The following is a 17,545-nucleotide window of genomic DNA, read 5'->3' as shown; positions in this document are numbered from 1 at the left end:
AGAGTTTTTTGCTTTCTCAAGGACGCAACGCCAGAAGGCTCTATGGAACCACCAGCCTAGCTGGTGGTTTTCGTTTATACAAAAAAGGCGACCCATAGGTCGCCTTGAAATTTTTGAGATCCATCGACTCCGGCGCATCGCGCCTTCGCTCAGGATGACACTAGCTGTTATGCACCGAGCTTGGCGCGGATCCAGTTGTTGGCGTTGGCGATAGCTTCGGCAATCTTTTCCGGTTCGCGAGTACCAGCCTGAGCGCGGTCCGGACGGCCACCGCCCTTACCGTTGCAAGCCTTGGCGAGATCCTTGACGATGTCGCCGGCCTTGATGCCCTTGGCCTGAACGTTCTTGCCAACCATCACGGCGATGCTACCAGAACCATTGTCCTTGTTTGCAATCACGGCGACGCTATCGACGTCGAGCTTATTCTGAACGCCGTCGAGCAAGTTCTTGTACTTTTCATCCGGCAAGGAGAGTTCGCGAACGTAGAGGTTCACGCCCATCACGTTGATGCCACCGTTCAAGAGTTCGGCAGCGGCAAGCGTTGCGAGTTCGAGCTTCACGGACTGGAGGCTCTTTTCGAGGTTCTGCGTCTTGGCAAACGTCTGCTGGATGCGGTCGAGGACTTCGGCATCCTTGCAGCGGAGCTGTTCGCGGAGAGCAGTGAGGATCTGCGTACCGGCGCGGAGGAGGCTCAAGGCGCCACGGCCAGAGACCGCTTCGATACGACGTACGCCAGCGGACACACTAGATTCGCTGATGATCTTCACAAGACCGATGTTACCGGTGTTCTGCACATGCAAGCCACCGCAAAGTTCGCGGGAGAATTCGACGCCAGCGTCACCCATCTTCACGACGCGGACCTTGTCGCCATACTTTTCGCCGAACAGAGCCATAGCACCGCTAGCCTTAGCTTCATCGACGTCCATCACATCGGTGTGGACCGGCAAGCATTCCATGACCTTTGCGTTCACGATGTCTTCGACCTTCTGGAGTTCTTCAGCGGTCATAGCGTTGAAGTGGCTGAAGTCGAAGCGGAGAAGTTCGTTCGAAACGAAGCTACCCTGCTGCTGCACGTGAGTGCCAAGCACTTCGCGGAGAGCAGCCTGGAGCAAGTGCGTTGCGGAGTGATTCTTGCGGATGTCAGCGCGACGATCGTTATCGACGGTAGCCATGAACACAGCGCCCATCGTCTTTTCGTTTGCTTCGCCCTTCACGACCATACCACGGCAGAGAGCGGTATCGTTCACCTTCACGGTGTCGAACACCTGGATTTCGAGGTCGGCAGAAACGAGCGTTCCCTTGTCACCAACCTGGCCACCCATTTCGGCGTAGAACGGAGAAGTTTCGAGGACGATAGAGAGCACGCCCTTGTCTTCGCGCCAGCGGACAACCTTCGTTTCGCAAGCGGAGAGTTCATAACCGACAAAGTTTGTGCTAGCTTCGCTGTACTGCGTCCAGCCTTCGGTACCCATCGTGTTGATGCCCTGCTTCATGTTGGCGCGGGCGCGTTCCTTCTGTTCATTCATGCACTTTTCGTAGCCTTCTTCATCAATGAGGAGGCCCTTTTCTTCGGCGAGAATGCCAGTGAGGTCCGGCGGGAATCCATAAGTATCATAGAGCAAGAACACCTTGTCGCCCGGAATCTTGTCGCCCTTCTTGAGTTCGGCAGAGATAGCGGCGAAGCGTTCGAGACCGGCGTCGAGTGTGCGGATAAAGCTTTCTTCTTCGCTCTTGATCACGGAAGCCACAAATTCCTTGCGTTCGCGGATTTCCGGGAAGGCATCGCCCATCGTGTCAGCGAGCACCTGAACGAGCTGGCAGATAAACGGCTTCTTCTGACCGAGGAGGCGGGCAAAGCGGCTTGCGCGGCGGAGGATGCGGCGAAGCACGTAGCCACGGCCTTCGTTAGACGGGAGTGCGCCGTCAGCAATTGCAAACGAAATAGCGCGGATGTGGTCGGCAATCACGCGGTGCGGAGTGCCGGCTTCGCCATCGTTGTACGGAACGCCAGAGAGTTCTGCAATCTTGGCGATAATCGGGGTGAACACGTCGGTGTCGTAGTTGCTGGTCTTGCCCTGGAGAATAGCGCAGATACGTTCGAAGCCCATGCCGGTATCGACGTTCTTGGCCTTGAGCGGGATGAGGGAGCCGTCGCTCACGCGTTCGTACTGCATGAACACGTTGTTCCAGATTTCAATATAGCGGTCGTTTTCGCCGTTCACGCCCTTGATCGGGTCCTTGAACGTTTCGGCCTGCGTAGCGAGGTCGCCGCGGTCGTAATGGATTTCGGAGCACGGGCCGCACGGACCGGTGTCGCCCATTTCCCAGAAGTTGGAGTGAGCGTCAAAGCGCATAATGCGGTCATCCGGAAGACCGGACACGTCCTTCCAAATCTGCCAGGCTTCATCGTCGTCCTGATAGACGGTAGCAAAGAGACGTTCCTTCGGGAGCTTCCACACTTCAGTGAGGAGTTCCCAAGCCCAAGCAATAGCTTCTTTCTTATAATAGTCACCGAAGCTCCAGTTACCGAGCATTTCGAAGAAGGTGTGGTGGTAGTTGTCGCGGCCCACGACGTCGAGGTCGTTGTGCTTACCAGAAACGCGGAGGCACTTCTGGCTATTGCATGCGCGCTTCCAACCCTTCGGATTGTCGCCCAGGAAGATGGCCTTGAACTGGTTCATGCCCGCGTTCGTGAACATGAGCGTCGGGTCGTCATGCGGAACCACTGGCGAAGAACGCACGAAGAGGTGGCCCTTGGATTCGAAGAACTTGATAAAGGATTCGCGCACCTGCGCAGAAGTCATTTTTTCGGACATAGCTATTCCTTTGATTTTTTACGGGCACAAATTTAGCAACTTTTGCGTAAGGCGAGTGAAACGGGACTGTTTACAGGCCCACTTCCGAGCCTAGCAAAAGACACTCGAAGTGTGTCAAAGGCGAACGCAGCGGCAAAGCAACTTGTTGCTTTGACATTGCTGAGCCGAGCTAAATGAGTTCCGAAGGAACTCAAATTTAGAAAAAAAAGCGACCCCGCAACAAGTGCGGGGTGACAGAGCATTACAAGACTTCACTGGATGCTTCGTCTTCGACTCAGCATGGCGAGTCTCAACAACTAGTACAGTTTTTTCATGTCGGTGAGTTCACCGTTCTTTTCATGGAAAAGCTTGAGCGAACCGCCCTGGATTTTCTGGAAAATCTTGGTGAGCTTTTCGATGGCGGCGGTTTCGTCAAAGCCGACTTCGTTGTACGCCGTTTCGCCAATCACGATGCCCACGTTTATCATGTCCGGGGCCTTGCGGCGCAAGTAATTCAGGAACTCTTCATCGCTATTGAGCACGTCTGTCGGCGTGAGCTTTTCGAATTCAGCAGGGTCACGCGTACTCGCATGCAACGGGTACATGTCATCAGCCACAACCTGCCGAGAATTCAAATAGAAAACGTTTCCAACATACAAACTAATAGAATCATTCAACACCTGACGAACTTCGATTAACACATCGCTTGTAATCGAAGCTTCCTGGATGTCAAGCTTGGAAGGGGCGCAAGCCATAAAAGCAAGCGAAAGAGCGGCAATAGCCGTAAGGAAAAGTTTTTTCATGATTACCTCTTTTCAAACCAATATACAATCATTTACGTTTTGAGAAAAGCAAAAAATGTTTTATACAAAAAAAAGGCGATTCCCGCTCAAGGCGGGAATGACAAAGAATAAAACGGGAATGACATACCAAAAAAGCCCCCCAGATTTCTCTGGGAGGCTTACGTCTATACACCAAACTTTTTAGTTTGCTTCGTAGTCCAAAATAAGACGGCAAACACCATTTTCGACAATCACATTGTCCGAGCGAAGGTTCACGCGTTCCATTTCCCAGTCACCTTTGCTCCAATGCTGAGGATCGACATCTTCACCATCGAAGTCGTCCTGCCAGGAAAGCGTAAAGGTCTTGGTCGCTACATCATAAGCGTAGACACGGACGTAATCAATCTGCTGTTCAATCGGAAGACCAACGCCACCAGCCCACTTACCCGTCCAGGCCGTGCTCTTGGAAGCCCAAAGGTTAAAGCGGAGAGACTGATTTTCGGTCAAGAATGCGACCTGGTCTGCATCGGCATGCTTGCCACGGCTCATGCCAAGCGTGTCGCGGCGAACTTCAACACTGTCGATTTCCCAGGACACGTATTCCGGCGTCCAGACAATCGCGAACAGGTGGAAACCCTGGGTGGCATCAAAACCAAAGTCATGAAGCGGCTTGCTTTCGGAAGAGGTATTCGACTTGATGGACGGATCACCTTCACGGGTAATGATGTTAGACTGCCAAGAACCCGGAGCCTTTCCAAGGACTTCAATATCAATTTCGTTCCACGGCTCAACATCCTTTTTCCAGGAGTCATCGTAATAAAGGAACATGGAGCTTACAGAACCGGAGAGGGCAGCCATCTTCATACGAGCTTCGTAACGGCCATACTTAAACTGATCGGTACCAGTGAGTTCTGCACCGTAGAAGGTGTACGTCTTGGACGAATCAAGCACAGTCAAATACGGAACCTTGTAAGTGAACTGCGGATCAGCCGGAGAACCCGCGCTGGAAGAGAGTTCAGGAAGCACAGCGGAACTAGAAGAAAGTTCCGGAAGAAGAGCTTCAGAACTCGAAGACTGATCTCCGATCAGAGCCTCGGAACTGGAAGATTCACCTGCAGGCGGGAGCTGAGCTTCGGAGCTGGAAGAAACTTCAGATTGACCGGGATTAACCGGGATAAACGAATCATTTACTTCGGAGCAGGCGGCGAAGAATGCCACAGCAGCCATCGGGATAAGAATCTTTTTCATTGTTGACCTCTTAATTTCTTTTTCTATAAGATAGATTCTGTTTTTTCGCATCGTATGCCCAGCGAGCATCATTTTAAAACCATCTGTATCAACCGTATTTTACATATTTTTGAAGCTCTTTTACATAAAAAATCCGACTTTTTCAAAAATTGGCCACATAAGATTTCCGTAAGCTTTTTGGAACGCCTATTTCGGCTGAAAAGGCTCATTTTATACCTTGCCCACCCCTTTTTTAATATGTATATTGCGTTTTACAAAAAAGATTGATAGAAAAAAGCACAAATTCGGGTCCATCTTTTTCTACAACGCTGAAAAGTTAAACAACTTTTTAATTGTATTGACAGCCGGATCCGAGACAAAAGAGGTTACTATGCAGGAAGCATGGCTTGGCTTTAGAGGCGGTCGCTGGCAGGAAGAAATCAATGTCCGCGACTTCATCCAGAAGAACTATACCCCATACGACGGCGACAAATCTTTCTTGCAGGGTCCGACCGAAGCAACAAATAAGCTCTGGGCAGAACTGCAAGACCTTCAGAAGAAGGAAATCGCAAAGGGCGGCGTCCTTGACATGGACACGGACGTTGTCTCCACTCTCACGAGCCACCCGGCAGGCTACATTGCCGACGAAACCAAGGATCTCGAAAAGATCGTAGGTCTCCAGACCGACAAGCCGCTCAAGCGCGCATTCATGCCGTTTGGCGGTATCAAGATGGCGGAAGAATCCTGCAAGAACTACGGCTACACGCCGAGCGCAGAACTCCACCGCATCTTCACGGAATTCCACAAGACTCACAACCAGGGCGTTTTCGATGCCTACACGCCGGATATGCGCATGGCCCGTAAGGCCCACATCATCACGGGTCTTCCGGATACTTACGGCCGTGGCCGTATCGTCGGTGACTACCGCCGCGTTGCCCTTTATGGCGTTGACTACCTTATTGAACAGAAGAAGGCCGACAAGGCTCTCTCCGACAAGAAGGACATGACCGAACACGTTGTTCGTGAACGCGAAGAACTTGCCGAACAGATCAAGGCTCTCGAAGGCATGAAGGCCATGGCAAAGATTTACGGCTACGACATTTCGAAGCCGGCCACGAACGCTCACGAAGCAGTACAGTGGCTCTACTTCGGCTACCTCGCCGCCATCAAGACGCAGAACGGTGCCGCCATGAGCGTTGGCCGCGTCTCGACCTTCATCGACATTTACATGACCCGTGACTTGCAGAACGGCACACTCACTGAAATCGAAGCTCAGGAAATCATCGACCATTTCGTGATGAAGCTTCGCATGGTGAAGTTCGCACGTATCACAAGCTACAACGAACTCTTCAGCGGTGACCCGGTGTGGGCAACGCTCGAAGTCGCTGGCCTTGGCCAGGACGGTCGCCATCAGGTGACCAAGAACGACTACCGTTTCTTGCACACGCTCGTGAACATGGGTCCGTCTCCGGAACCGAACCTCACGATTCTCTACAGCCCGCGTCTTCCGTACAATTTCAAGAAGTTCGCCGCTGAAATCTCTGTAAAGACCAGCGCCATCCAGTACGAAAACGATGACACGATGCGCCCGATTTGGGGTGACGACTACAGCATCTGCTGCTGCGTTTCTGCAACCCAGACTGGTAAGGAAATGCAGTTCTTCGGCGCCCGCGCAAACCTCGCCAAGGCTCTCCTCTACGCCATCAACGGCGGTAAGGATGAATGCCTCGTGAAGGGTCAGCAGGTCGGTCCGGAATATCCGCCGATTTCTAGCGAATACCTCGACTACGATGAAGTTGTCCACAAGTTCGAACTTTACATGGACTGGCTTGCCCACTTGTACGTGAATACCTTGAACTTGATTCACTACATGCACGACAAGTACTACTACGAAGCAGCCGAAATGGCCCTCATCGATACGGATGTCCGCCGCACGTTTGCTACGGGTATCGCAGGCTTCAGCCACGTTGTCGACTCCCTTTCTGCCATCAAGTACGCCAAGGTCAAGGTCATCCGCGACCCGGCTACTGGCCTTGCTGAAGACTTCCAGATTGTCGGCGACTTCCCGCGCTATGGAAACGACGACGACCGTGCCGACGATATCGCTGTTTGGCTCCTCAAGACGTTCATGGCCAAAATCAAGCAGACTCCGACTTACCGCAATTCTGAAGCTACCACGAGTATTCTTACCATCACGAGTAACGTCGTTTACGGTAAGGCAACCGGTACTCTTCCGGACGGCCGCAAGGCTGGCGAACCGTTCTCTCCTGGCGCAAGCCCGAGCTACGGTGCCGAAAAGAACGGCCTCCTCGCATCGCTCAACTCTGTCGCAAAGCTCCCGTACGAATACTCCTTGGACGGCATCAGCAATACGCAGACGATCAACCCAGATGCACTCGGCCACAACGACGAAGAACGCTCCAACAAGCTCGTGCAGGTGCTCGACGGCTACTTCGGCCAGAGCAGCCACCACTTGAACGTGAACGTGTTCGGTGTCGAAAAGCTCAAGGACGCCATGGAACATCCGGAAAAGGAAGAATACCAGAACTTCACGATCCGCGTTTCCGGCTACGCTGTGCGCTTCATCAAGCTCACTCGCGAACAGCAGCTCGACGTGATTGCCCGCCAGGCACACGGAGTGCTCTAATCGCTTTGAAAAGCGCCGCGAGCGTTCATAAGCCGCTAGGCAACAAACGTTCGCGAGAAGCCGCAAAGCTTAAAAAGGTTCCCGAAAGGGAACCTTTTTTATTTTCTAATAATGCGAATGTTCAGGAATTGCAAGCCGCGAGATGCGCGATGGGAAATGCCGCAATTTTTTTGGGAAATGCCGCGAAAACTATGCCACGATGTAATTTTCGTTTTTCTGGCGACGAGCGTAAACGGATTCTAGGAACTGAATCACGGAAGTTTTATCGCGCACAAGCCCACGCTTATGGCTCAAGCAGAAACGCGTTGACGCGAGCGACTTCAAGAGCTTTATCTGCTCGCCCAAAATCTGCACGTTATACACGTCAGGCGCGCCATGCCCTACCATCGGGTAAGTCGCATCGCCCAAGAAAACATAATCGTCAACGACAAGCGCGAGCGAACCTTTTGCATGACTGTTGGGCATCGGCAAGATTCGAATCTGCACACCATCGTCAAACGAAAGCGGTTCCATCACGACGTTCTTGGCAACGCCCTCAATTTCACCGAATGTTTTTGAAGTGTAGGCGCCCACGTAAAGCGCATCAATGTCTAGCGAAATCTCGCCACCGCACATGCGCTGGACATTCAGCAAGTGGTCACGATGGAAATGCGAAATCACGACGTTCTTGGCAACGTCCTCAATTTCACCGAAAGTTTTTGAAGTGTAGGCGCCCACGTAAAGCGCATCGATGTCTAGCGAAATCTCGCCACCGCACATGCGCTGGACATTCAGCAAGTGGTCACGATGGAAATGCGAAATCACGACGTTCTTTGCAAGACGCGCAACACGGCCACATACCGCAAGATTAGCCGCATTCTCGTCAACGGGAATCACCGCATCTTCTACAGGAATGCGCGGCAGCGCGTTGATAAACTGCGCCGCCTCATCACACGCGCCTACGTCAAAAATCCACCACGCGCGATCGCCACGCACGGCGATGACATCCGCACTCAGCGGGTCATTCGACATCTGCAAATACTGGATTCTATCGGTGAGCTTGATGATTCTTGGCACAGCGCCAAAGATAGAAAATTTCGCTTACTCTTTATCCTTATAAACGACGGTGTAAACATCGTGAAATTCTAGGTACTTGACGCCAATATACTCTGCAGGGACTTTCACTCTATAATCGGCAAAACAAAGGCAATTATGTATGGGGCGACTACCATAATCCGGGTAATATTCAAAAACATCATGAACCAATAAAGTATCGTCATGACGGTCCAACTTAACATCTGTTACATGTCCATATTCGGCACAACCTGAAATCGTATTCAAGAAAAAAACAGCAGAACCATCCTCGTTCATAACGAAATCAATGGATTCATCCCCGAATTCAGCTCTTTTTGCCAAATGCCCGCCACCGCACGAACCAACCCCCACTTCATAATCTGAGGATTTTTGAGATTCCGTGTTTAAACTTGCAGAACCGCCAACGCCATTATTAACGCCAGAATCATCAGAACAAGCGGTAAACATCGCAAAAGCGGCTACATTTGCCATCAAAACAAGCAATGATTTTTTCATAAAGACTTCCTCCTTATCACTCTTTTAAATATAAATGAACTTTCAATTAAAAACGAATAATTTTCAAGCAATATAGCGTACTGACGCGCTATGATTGGATTTTTTTTCGAGGTTTGTATTATATAGAGACAACGGCTCACCGCCAGGATTCCTTTTTCAATGCAAAAAGCACATCATGCGGGCGGGGCCCCAGCTCAGAGTTGCGAAGGCCGCACGGGCCCCTCCCTGCACCCTCCACATCCTTGGCCAACGCCTCCATTCTCACGACGAACAATCATTTTCTTCAAATTATTTGACTATTTAACTCGCATTGTTTAGACCTATGCATAAAATCACAGGCTTTATTCTGTAATACGAAATATCACTTTAACACAGAGCAAGACTTTTTTATTTTTACAGCATGACTCTCGGAAGAATCAACAAGCTCGAAACATTCGGATCGGTCGATGGACCGGGAATCCGCTTTGTCGTATTTTTGCAGGGCTGCCCCATGCGCTGCAAGTTCTGCCACAACCCGGAAACATGGAATTTCGGCACGAAAAGCGCAAACGGGACAGAGAACGGATCGTTCGAAATGAGCGCCGAAGACCTGCTGAAGAAAGCCGTGCGCTACAAGCCCTACTGGGGAACCGACGGCGGCATCACCGTGAGCGGCGGCGAGCCGCTCGCACAAATTGACTTCATGATCGAATTCTTCGAGGCCGCAAAAGCGGCAGGCGTCCACACATGCATCGACACGAGCGGCGTCACGTTCAGAAGCACGGGTGAGCCGTTTGCAAAGTTCGAGCGACTGATGAAATCCACCGACCTCTTGCTCGTGGACATCAAGCACATCGACGCCGACGCGCACAAGGAACTCACGGGCCACGGCAACGAAAACATCATCGAGTTTTTCCGCTACCTCGACCGCATCCAAAAGCCCATCTGGATCCGCCACGTGCTCGTGCCCGGCATCAGCGACAATGATGAAGCGCTCATGCGCACCCGCGACTTCATCCGCACCCTAAGCAACGTCAAGCGTGTCGAAGTCCTCCCCTACCACGCATTTGCCCTCAGCAAGTACCAGGAACTCGAAATCGACTACGCGCTCAAGGACACGCAAACGCCGACCGCCGACCGCGTCAAGAACGCCAACGAAATTCTCGAAACCGCGAAATACACCGGCTGGATGAAGAAATAGGCAGTAGGCGGTAGAAAGGAATCGTTATACGAGAAGGTGATCCCGGCACAAGGTCGGGATGACAAAGCAAAAAGACGAGGCGCGCAGCTTCGTCTTTAAATTTTCAATCGAGATTTTGCCTAAAAGCTATTCTGCTTTTCCAAATTTTATTCTATTAAAGGTGATGCCCGCTCGGAGGCGGGCATGACAAGATTAATTAAGTAAACATTTAATTTAAAATGAGATTTTGCCTAAAGCCTAGCGAGAGCAGGAATCAGCTTCGCGTAGCGTATCCTGCATATTTCAGCAAGGGTTAAGAAACAAGTAAGACGAGGCGCGCAGCTTCGTCTTTAACATTTAAACTGAGATTTCCAAATTTCGCTCAAAACCGAGCGAGACAAAGAACGCTTTGGCGTAGCGTATTGCACATTCCAGCAAGGGCTAAGAAACAAGTAAGACAAGGCGTCGAACCCCGTCTTTCAAGTATAGGTTTAAAGGCGAGCAGGACAAGGCGCAGGGCGACGTAGCGTACCCTCGTACGTGAGGAGCACTGCAACGCCGTAATGCGAAGCCTTTTAACCTTTAATTGCGTCGCCCATCGAGAACATCGGCATATACATTGCAATGAGAAGGCCACCGACGGCGCCGCCCAAGAACACGATAATGAGCGGTTCAATCATACTCACGACGGCATCGACTGCGGCATCCACTTCTTCATCGTAGAAGTCTGCGAGTTTCAAAAGCATGCCGCCCAAGTTACCGGTCTTTTCACCGACACCAGTCATCTGGATCACCATGGGCGGGAAAATGCCTACTTCTTCCATCGGTTCGGCAATCGACTTACCGCCTGCAATGCCAATCGATATTTTATAGATCGCCTTTTCAACAACCTTGTTACCGGCAGTTGATGCAACGACCTTCAAGGCATCCATCACGGACACACCTGCATTCAAAAGCGTTCCGAGCGTACGCGCAAAGCCTGCCGTTGCAGACTTGATCTGCAAGTCGCCTAGCTTTGGCACCTTTAGCGTAAACTTGTCCATTGCAAATTGCGCTTGCGGTATTCGCATTATCATCTTATAGGCAAATATGACAATAATAACCGCGATAAACAAAAACGCACCATTATTTCGTACAAAATCAGAAATATCCATCACGACTTGCGTCGGAGCCGGGAGTTCTGCATCAAGGGCGGCGAACTGTTCAGCAAACGTCGGCACCACGAACGTCATAAGGGCAATCACGACGACAATACCCACAATGATAACCATCACCGGGTACGTCAAAGCTTTTTTCACCTTGCGTTTGAGGCGTTGGTTGTTTTCGAGCGTTTCTGCCAGACGAGCCAAGATGCCTTCAAGAATACCGCCCGCTTCACCAGCAGCCACCATGTTGCAATACAAGGAGTCAAAAACTTTCGGATGCTGCGCTAGAGCATCAGCGAGAGAAGAACCGCCGTTAATCGACTGCGTAAGTTTATGTACAACGTTCTTGAGTTCCGGGTTTTCGCACTGGGCTTCGAGAATGTTCAAGCACTGCAACATCGGAAGACCTGCCGAGCACATGGACGAGAACATACGCGTAAAGCGGGTAATGTCCTCAGTCTTGATGCCAGAACCAATCTTGATCTTGATTTCGGTCGGCTTTTTCTTGAGGCTTGTAATGACCAAGCGGCGACGGAGGAGGAGGGCTTCGGCTTCGGCCTTGTCCTTTGCTTCAAGCGTACCTTCAAAGCTGTTGCCCTGAGAGTTTTGAGCCTTGTACAAAAATTCTGCCATCGATTACACCCCTTCCTTTACAAACAACTGTTCCAACTGATCCGGACTCGACGAACGAGCAAGCGCATCGAAACGGTCCACCTTATGGTTCTTGACGAGGTCGCACAAGCACATGTTCATCGTATTCATGCCGAACTTCTGACCAATTTCAATCATGGATTCAATCTGGTGCACCTTGTCATCGCGAATCAAAGCGCGGATACCCGGCGTCACGTTCATGACCTCGTACGCCATCACGCGGCCACCGCCAATTTTGGGCAAGAGGGTCTGGCAAATGACGCCCTGGAGCACGAACGAGAGCTGTGTACGCACCGTCTGCTGTTCCCCCTTCGGGAAAGCGTCCACCACACGGTTAATCGTCTGAACGCAAGAGTTTGTATGAAGCGTTGCAAAAGTCAAGTGACCCGTTTCTGCAATCGTGAGTGCCGAGCGGATCGTTTCCAAATCACGCATTTCGCCGATGAGCACCACGTCAGGGTCCTGACGGAGGGCCATCTTCAACGCCTGGGCAAAGCTGTGCGTATCGCTACCGACTTCACGCTGGTTGATCATGCAACCCTGGTGCTTGTGCAAGAATTCAATCGGGTCTTCAACCGTCAAGATGTGATCGTGACGTTCCTTGTTGATCTTGTCGATCATGGCTGCCAAGGTCGTGGACTTACCAGAACCGGTAGCGCCCGTCACAAGCACAAGGCCAGAAGGGCGTGTCGTAAATTCAGCCATAATCTTCGGAAGACCAAGGTCCTTAAATGTCTTGATATCCAGAGGAATAATACGGAGGGCAAGCGCCACGCAGCCACGCTGCAAGTAGGCGTTCGCACGGAAACGCGCAAGATTTGCAATACCGAATGAAAAGTCGCATTCCTTTTGCTGTTCAAAAGTCTTTTTCTGGGCTTCATTCATCAAGCTGTAAGTCATACGCATGGTTTCGTCGGGCTTGAGCTTATTCTCCCCAATCGGGGTGAGCTTGCCGGAAAGACGAATAAGAGGGGGTGCGCCGGCCGTAATATGCAAGTCGGAGGCCCCACGTTTGACCATTTCTGCTAAAAGATCTTGAATGTTATATGCCATGCACTAGAATATAATTTAAAAAGCCCAAAAATTTCATAAATTCTTTATGCAATGCGTTCATCCACTTATAAAATACTCGCATGGGTAGGGGCAGTCATTTTCCTCGGCTTCGCGTTTTACGCTTTCGAAGCACAGTCCCACCAGCGTCTGAACTTCCCTATGACCGTCGTAAACTTCACGGCTGACGATGTGATGGGGGGAAAATCGGACTATGCAAGCGAAAAGGGAGCAGCAACGCTTATTGTGCTTACCGCATCGTGGTGCCCGGCATGCCGGGCGGAACTTCCGACTCTTAAGAAATTCCACGAAGATTTCGGTCCGAAGGGACTCAAGATTCTGATGATCGACGAGGACGATTCCAAGAAGGTCGCCCGCAAGTACAAGAAAAGTATGGAAATTCCGTGGACAATGTTCCACTGGAACTACGACGCGCTCAAGGCGCTAGGAAACCCGGGCGTGATTCCCGTGAGTTTCGTGGTCGATAAGGACGACAAGATCCAGCACGTCGATGTCGGAACGCTCAACGAACTCAAAGTCCGGCACGAGCTCAAAAGACTGCTGGGATTATAATTTAGACGAGAGAACGCCCGATATCGCGGGCTACAGACGAGAGACGAAAGATTAAAGTTGCAACACTCGCCTCTCTCGTCTTTGCTCTTCAAGCCAAGCGATCTTTCATCTAATTAAGCAATAGGGCTTGGGAAGAGGATTACGTCGGCGATTTCTTCTTTGCCGAGAGCGAGCATGAACAGGCGGTCGAGCCCGAGAGCCACGCCAGAGCAAGCCGGCATTCCCGATTCAAGAGCCGCAAGGAATCGTTCGTCGATAGGCGGTAAGGGCTTATTCATCCCCTTGCGAATTTCCAAGTCCGCATAAAAGCGGCGACGCTGTTCCACGGGGTCCGTGAGTTCCGTATAGCCATTGCAAAGTTCCACCTGGTTCACGAAAAGCTCAAAACGGCGGGCCCACGTGTAACCTTCATCATCCACGTACGTCTGCGCCAAAGCCGCCTGCGATGGCGGATAATCCAAGATGAACTCGGGACCGTTACTGGCGAGTGCAGGTTCCACCAGGAACACCATGAGGTAATCCCACCAGTCTTCGCGCGTAAGCGTTTCGCTCTTTTCGGGCACGGGAATCTCGCGAGCGCGGCAAGCATCTGCAAAGTCCGTGAGCTTTTCGCAGAACGGATTTACGCCAGCGTAATTCTTGAAAGCATCAATCCAGCGGGTGCGGCGGGCGTTTAACTTGGTTCCAATGATTTCACTCACGAGGTCTTCGACTTCGTCCATAAGTTTGTCCTGAGGCATACCCACGCGGTACCATTCCACCATCGAGAACTCGTTGTTGTGGTGACCGCCAAATTCATCCTTGCGGAACGACTTTGTAATCTGAAAAATGTCGCCGAACTTCGCCGCAAGCAAGCGCTTCATGTGAAATTCCGGACTCGTCATCATGAACCGCTTCGGGTCCTCAATTTCAAAGTAATCGAGCTGCGGGTCCGTTCCGCCGTATGCAGAAAGCACAGGAGTCTCGACTTCGAGCGCATTACGACGAACAAAGAAATCACGGATGCGGGCCATCAGCGCTTGGCGCTTGACCCAAGTTTCACGAGTGCAAGTGGGCGCAAATGCGCCCGATTTGAGATTTTCCATTAATCAGCTCCGGCTACACAACGGACCGCAAGATAGAAACTCGGGTCCACGGAGATGGAGCCGACATCCTTATCGGAGCTGAACATTGTGCGAGCCTTGCCACGAGAATCCTCTTCGGAATCCGCCGTCCAGAAATAAGCGCCCTCGCCCATCGTCGTGCAGACGCCGGTCTTGTTGGCGTAGCCACCGAACATGGCCGTGAATGCGTAATCGTCGCTGCCGTTGCTCTTGAGCTTGAGCGCCGCAGAACGTGCGCCACCGGCGTATTCTTCAAGCTTTTTCCAATCGGCATCCGTAGCGAGATGGTAGCCCGCCGGGCAAGATTTCTTGGCGGCTTCTTGCGTGTAGAGGCGGCCGAACGTCTTGCAGTTCGCATCGTCGCGGTCGTAGCAGATTGAGCCATCCGGATCATTGTAGTTCAAGTTCTCGACGAACCAGTCTACGCCACCAATTTCCTTGACCTTGTAAACTTGCTTATCTCGTTTGTCCACAAAATTCTTGAACACTGGGCAGCGAGCGCTGAAGCCTGCTTCAGAGAGAATCGGATCGACCTTGCCCTTCCACGCCGTGCAGAAGCGGAACAGCTGACCGCCCGGGAGCGAAGCGCCCTTATGCTTGGCGGCCCAAGTCTTCACGTAATGGAGGCCCGTCACAGCGGTATCGGGAATCGAGAGCACCTTCGCATACTTGCCAGCGAGTGCGGCATACGTCCCGGCAACAGACATCGGAGCTTTCCAGAAGCCTTCGGAAAGGCCTTCGCGCAAACTTGCAAAAACCGGAGACGGCTTGTAGACCTTGATCGTCTTGTCCACCATCTGTTCAGGTTTCGTCTTGCAGTTCACATCGTGGTCAATGGCCATCAGGGAATTTGCATCCACCTTGCACTGGGCAATGCACTTTGTTCGTGCAGCGCCTTTCTTGGGGCACGGTTTCCAGACCGTCGTATCGACACTCACGAGCGACTGTTTTCCAAAAGCCTTCGTCTTCGTTGCAGCCTTAGCCACCTCGTCAAGCGTCTTGAGAGCCTTTGCACTTCCCTTTTCGCCATCGGCGAGCAAATACTTGATGACACCCGAGCAGGCATTCGCGGCATTCGCCATCGAGCACACCTTCGGGCCAAAACCGTACGCAAACTGGGACGGGCAGGCAGCAAACGCTTCATCCGGCATCTGCTTAAAATGCTTGCCATAAATATTCGTCGCATTCTTCGCCGACATCTGACCGCAATAGATTTCTTCGAGTTCGCCGGAATTGACAATCTTTTTCACCTTTTTCCAGTTATTGGAATCAACGGCGTTGCGGAGCGCTTCCTGGGCAAAACCACCCTGCGCCAAAATTGCAGAACAAATCAAACTTGCCAAAAAAAGATTCTTCATGTTTTTTCCTCATTTGAAACTTAACTGGATCCCTCGACAAATGCCATTCGAGAAATAATGGTTCCCCTACGCTTCGCTTCGAGGATGACAGCTCGAGATGACAACACCTAAGTCGAGATAACTCTATGAATAGTTTTAATATATAACGAATTATAAACAATCCCTAATGAATAATCAAAAAAAATCTTTAACCCTAATAATATTTTACTTGAATTTGACTCCGGCTATAGAGGATTTCTATCTTTGTGGGCATGAACGCAGAAGTCTTACGCAATGAATTCCCGATGTTGGTCGCAGGCGACAAAGAAGCAAAGCCGCTCGCCTTTTTGGACAGCACCGCCACGACCCAGAAGCCCGCAAGCGTCATCGACGCGATGGACGATTTTTACCGCGAGCACTACAGCTCCGTGAAGCGCGGGGTTTACCGCCTGAGCGCACGCACCACCGAAGCCTTTGAAAAGACCCGCAAAGACGTTGCGAAGTTCATCAACGCAAAATCCGAAGACGAAATCGTCTTTACGCGCGGCACCACCGAAAGCATCAATCTCGTTGCCTGGAGCTACGGACGCAAGTTCTTTGAAGCAGGCGATGAAATTTTAATCAGCGGTTTGGAACACCACGCAAACATTGTGAGCTGGCAGCTCGTTGCCGAAATGAAGGGTGCAAAGATCAAGGTCATCCCCGTCCGCGATGACGGCGATTTGGACTTGAGCAAGCTCCCGGAACTTTTGACACCGCGCACCAAAATGGTCGCCGTTACCCACGTGAGCAATTCCGTCGGCACCGTGAACCCAATTGCAGAAATCATTGCAACCGTCCGGAGTCTCGCCCCGCAATCCAAAATTTTGATTGACGCCGCCCAGAGCTCTAGCCACATCAAGATTGACGTGCAGAAGCTCGACTGCGATTTCCTCGCGTTCAGCGGCCACAAGATGTACGGCCCGACCGGCATCGGCGTTCTTTACGGCAAGTACGACGTACTCGACAGCATGCCGCCATGGCACGGCGGTGGCGAAATGATTAAGAACGTCACGTTCGAAAAGACGACTTATGCTGACGTTCCTGCTCGATTTGAAGCAGGAACGCCTGCCATTGCCGAAGTCATCGGCCTCGGGAAGGCCATCGAATGGCTGAACAACGTCGGCCTCGACAACATCCGCAAGCACGAAGAACAAATTACGCAGTATGCACTGAAGCAACTCGCCGAAATCCCGCAAGTGAAAGTCCTCGGCAACCCGAAGGAACGCGGTGCGCTCATCAGCATCACGCTGGACAACATCGCCGTCGGTGATGCGGCCATGATTCTCGACGAAGAAAACGTCGCTGTACGCAGTGGTCACCATTGCGCGCAACCGGTGATGGACCGCTTTGGGCTTGACGCCACGCTCCGCCTGAGCTTTGGCGTGTACACGCTCGAACGCGATATCGATCGTTTTGTCGCAGGCATCAAGCGCGTTTTGCGTTTGTTCGGGTAAATTCCGCTAGT

Annotated in this window: 13 protein-coding genes; 4 read left to right on the top strand and 9 right to left on the bottom strand. The window is 51.6% G+C overall.

The genetic code is table 11. The features are described from left to right. Window positions 1–167: 167 nt before the first annotated feature. The 3 genes from alaS to ACJMM9_RS06060 form a co-directional block, all read right to left on the bottom strand. On the bottom strand, window positions 168–2,816 hold the full coding sequence (gene alaS, locus ACJMM9_RS06070; protein WP_405324732.1) for an alanine--tRNA ligase: 2,649 nt from the start codon (window positions 2,814–2,816) through the stop codon (window positions 168–170). Window positions 2,817–3,112: 296 nt separating this feature from the next. Continuing rightward, a complete protein-coding gene (locus tag ACJMM9_RS06065; RefSeq protein ID WP_405324730.1) occupies window positions 3,113–3,598 on the bottom strand; it encodes a hypothetical protein in 486 nt (161 codons plus the stop codon). Window positions 3,599–3,778: 180 nt separating this feature from the next. After that, the gene (locus tag ACJMM9_RS06060) at window positions 3,779–4,825 is read right to left on the bottom strand and encodes a family 16 glycosylhydrolase (protein ID WP_405324728.1); all 1,047 of its coding nucleotides are present in this window, start codon (window positions 4,823–4,825) and stop codon (window positions 3,779–3,781) included. Between the two features lie 370 nt (window positions 4,826–5,195). On the opposite strand from ACJMM9_RS06060, the gene pflB reads away from it, so the two are divergent. Further along, window positions 5,196–7,451: a formate C-acetyltransferase gene (gene pflB, locus ACJMM9_RS06055; protein WP_088641615.1), complete on the top strand. Its 2,256-nt coding sequence runs from the start codon at window positions 5,196–5,198 to the stop codon at window positions 7,449–7,451. A 189-nt stretch (window positions 7,452–7,640) separates the two neighbouring features. Here pflB and ACJMM9_RS06050 read toward each other — a convergent pair whose 3' ends face one another. Both ACJMM9_RS06050 and ACJMM9_RS06045 read right to left on the bottom strand, forming a co-directional pair. Beyond that, the gene (locus ACJMM9_RS06050) at window positions 7,641–8,507 is read right to left on the bottom strand and encodes a hypothetical protein (protein WP_405324726.1); all 867 of its coding nucleotides are present in this window, start codon (window positions 8,505–8,507) and stop codon (window positions 7,641–7,643) included. A gap of 24 nt (window positions 8,508–8,531) precedes the next feature. Beyond that, complete coding sequence (locus ACJMM9_RS06045) at window positions 8,532–9,020, bottom strand: hypothetical protein (protein ID WP_405324724.1); 489 nt, start codon at window positions 9,018–9,020, stop codon at window positions 8,532–8,534. A gap of 400 nt (window positions 9,021–9,420) precedes the next feature. Here ACJMM9_RS06045 and pflA point away from each other — a divergent pair, with 400 nt between their 5' ends. Then, on the top strand, window positions 9,421–10,200 hold the full coding sequence (pflA, locus tag ACJMM9_RS06040) for a pyruvate formate-lyase-activating protein (RefSeq protein ID WP_405324722.1): 780 nt from the start codon (window positions 9,421–9,423) through the stop codon (window positions 10,198–10,200). A gap of 554 nt (window positions 10,201–10,754) precedes the next feature. On the opposite strand, the gene ACJMM9_RS06035 is transcribed toward pflA, so the two are convergent. Next, a complete protein-coding gene (locus ACJMM9_RS06035; protein ID WP_405324720.1) occupies window positions 10,755–11,957 on the bottom strand; it encodes a type II secretion system F family protein in 1,203 nt (400 codons plus the stop codon). A gap of 3 nt (window positions 11,958–11,960) precedes the next feature. Next, window positions 11,961–13,028 (bottom strand): type IV pilus twitching motility protein PilT, encoded by a 1,068-nt coding sequence (locus ACJMM9_RS06030; RefSeq protein WP_088631124.1) that lies wholly within the window; start codon window positions 13,026–13,028, stop codon window positions 11,961–11,963. Window positions 13,029–13,079: 51 nt separating this feature from the next. Here ACJMM9_RS06030 and ACJMM9_RS06025 point away from each other — a divergent pair, with 51 nt between their 5' ends. Further along, a complete protein-coding gene (locus tag ACJMM9_RS06025) occupies window positions 13,080–13,598 on the top strand; it encodes a TlpA family protein disulfide reductase (protein ID WP_405324718.1) in 519 nt (172 codons plus the stop codon). Between the two features lie 113 nt (window positions 13,599–13,711). Here the strand turns inward: ACJMM9_RS06025 and epmA are convergent, their stop codons facing one another. Together epmA and ACJMM9_RS06015 are read right to left on the bottom strand one after the other, a co-directional pair. Further along, on the bottom strand, window positions 13,712–14,683 hold the full coding sequence (gene epmA, locus ACJMM9_RS06020; RefSeq protein WP_405324716.1) for an EF-P lysine aminoacylase EpmA: 972 nt from the start codon (window positions 14,681–14,683) through the stop codon (window positions 13,712–13,714). Beyond that, window positions 14,683–16,059: an FISUMP domain-containing protein gene (locus ACJMM9_RS06015; RefSeq protein WP_405324714.1), complete on the bottom strand. Its 1,377-nt coding sequence runs from the start codon at window positions 16,057–16,059 to the stop codon at window positions 14,683–14,685. Before ACJMM9_RS06015 ends, epmA begins: the two co-directional genes overlap by 1 nt. Before the next feature lie 251 nt (window positions 16,060–16,310). On the opposite strand from ACJMM9_RS06015, the gene ACJMM9_RS06010 reads away from it, so the two are divergent. Next, window positions 16,311–17,534, top strand: coding sequence for an aminotransferase class V-fold PLP-dependent enzyme (locus tag ACJMM9_RS06010; RefSeq protein ID WP_405324712.1), 1,224 nt, complete (start codon window positions 16,311–16,313; stop codon window positions 17,532–17,534). Window positions 17,535–17,545 lie beyond the last annotated feature (11 nt).

The organism is Fibrobacter sp. (assembly GCF_045112255.1).
In the GTDB taxonomy this organism is placed as follows: domain Bacteria; phylum Fibrobacterota; class Fibrobacteria; order Fibrobacterales; family Fibrobacteraceae; genus Fibrobacter.
The sequence above is the reverse complement of the archived record's forward strand: the minus strand, read 5'-3'. Positions and strand labels throughout refer to the sequence as shown.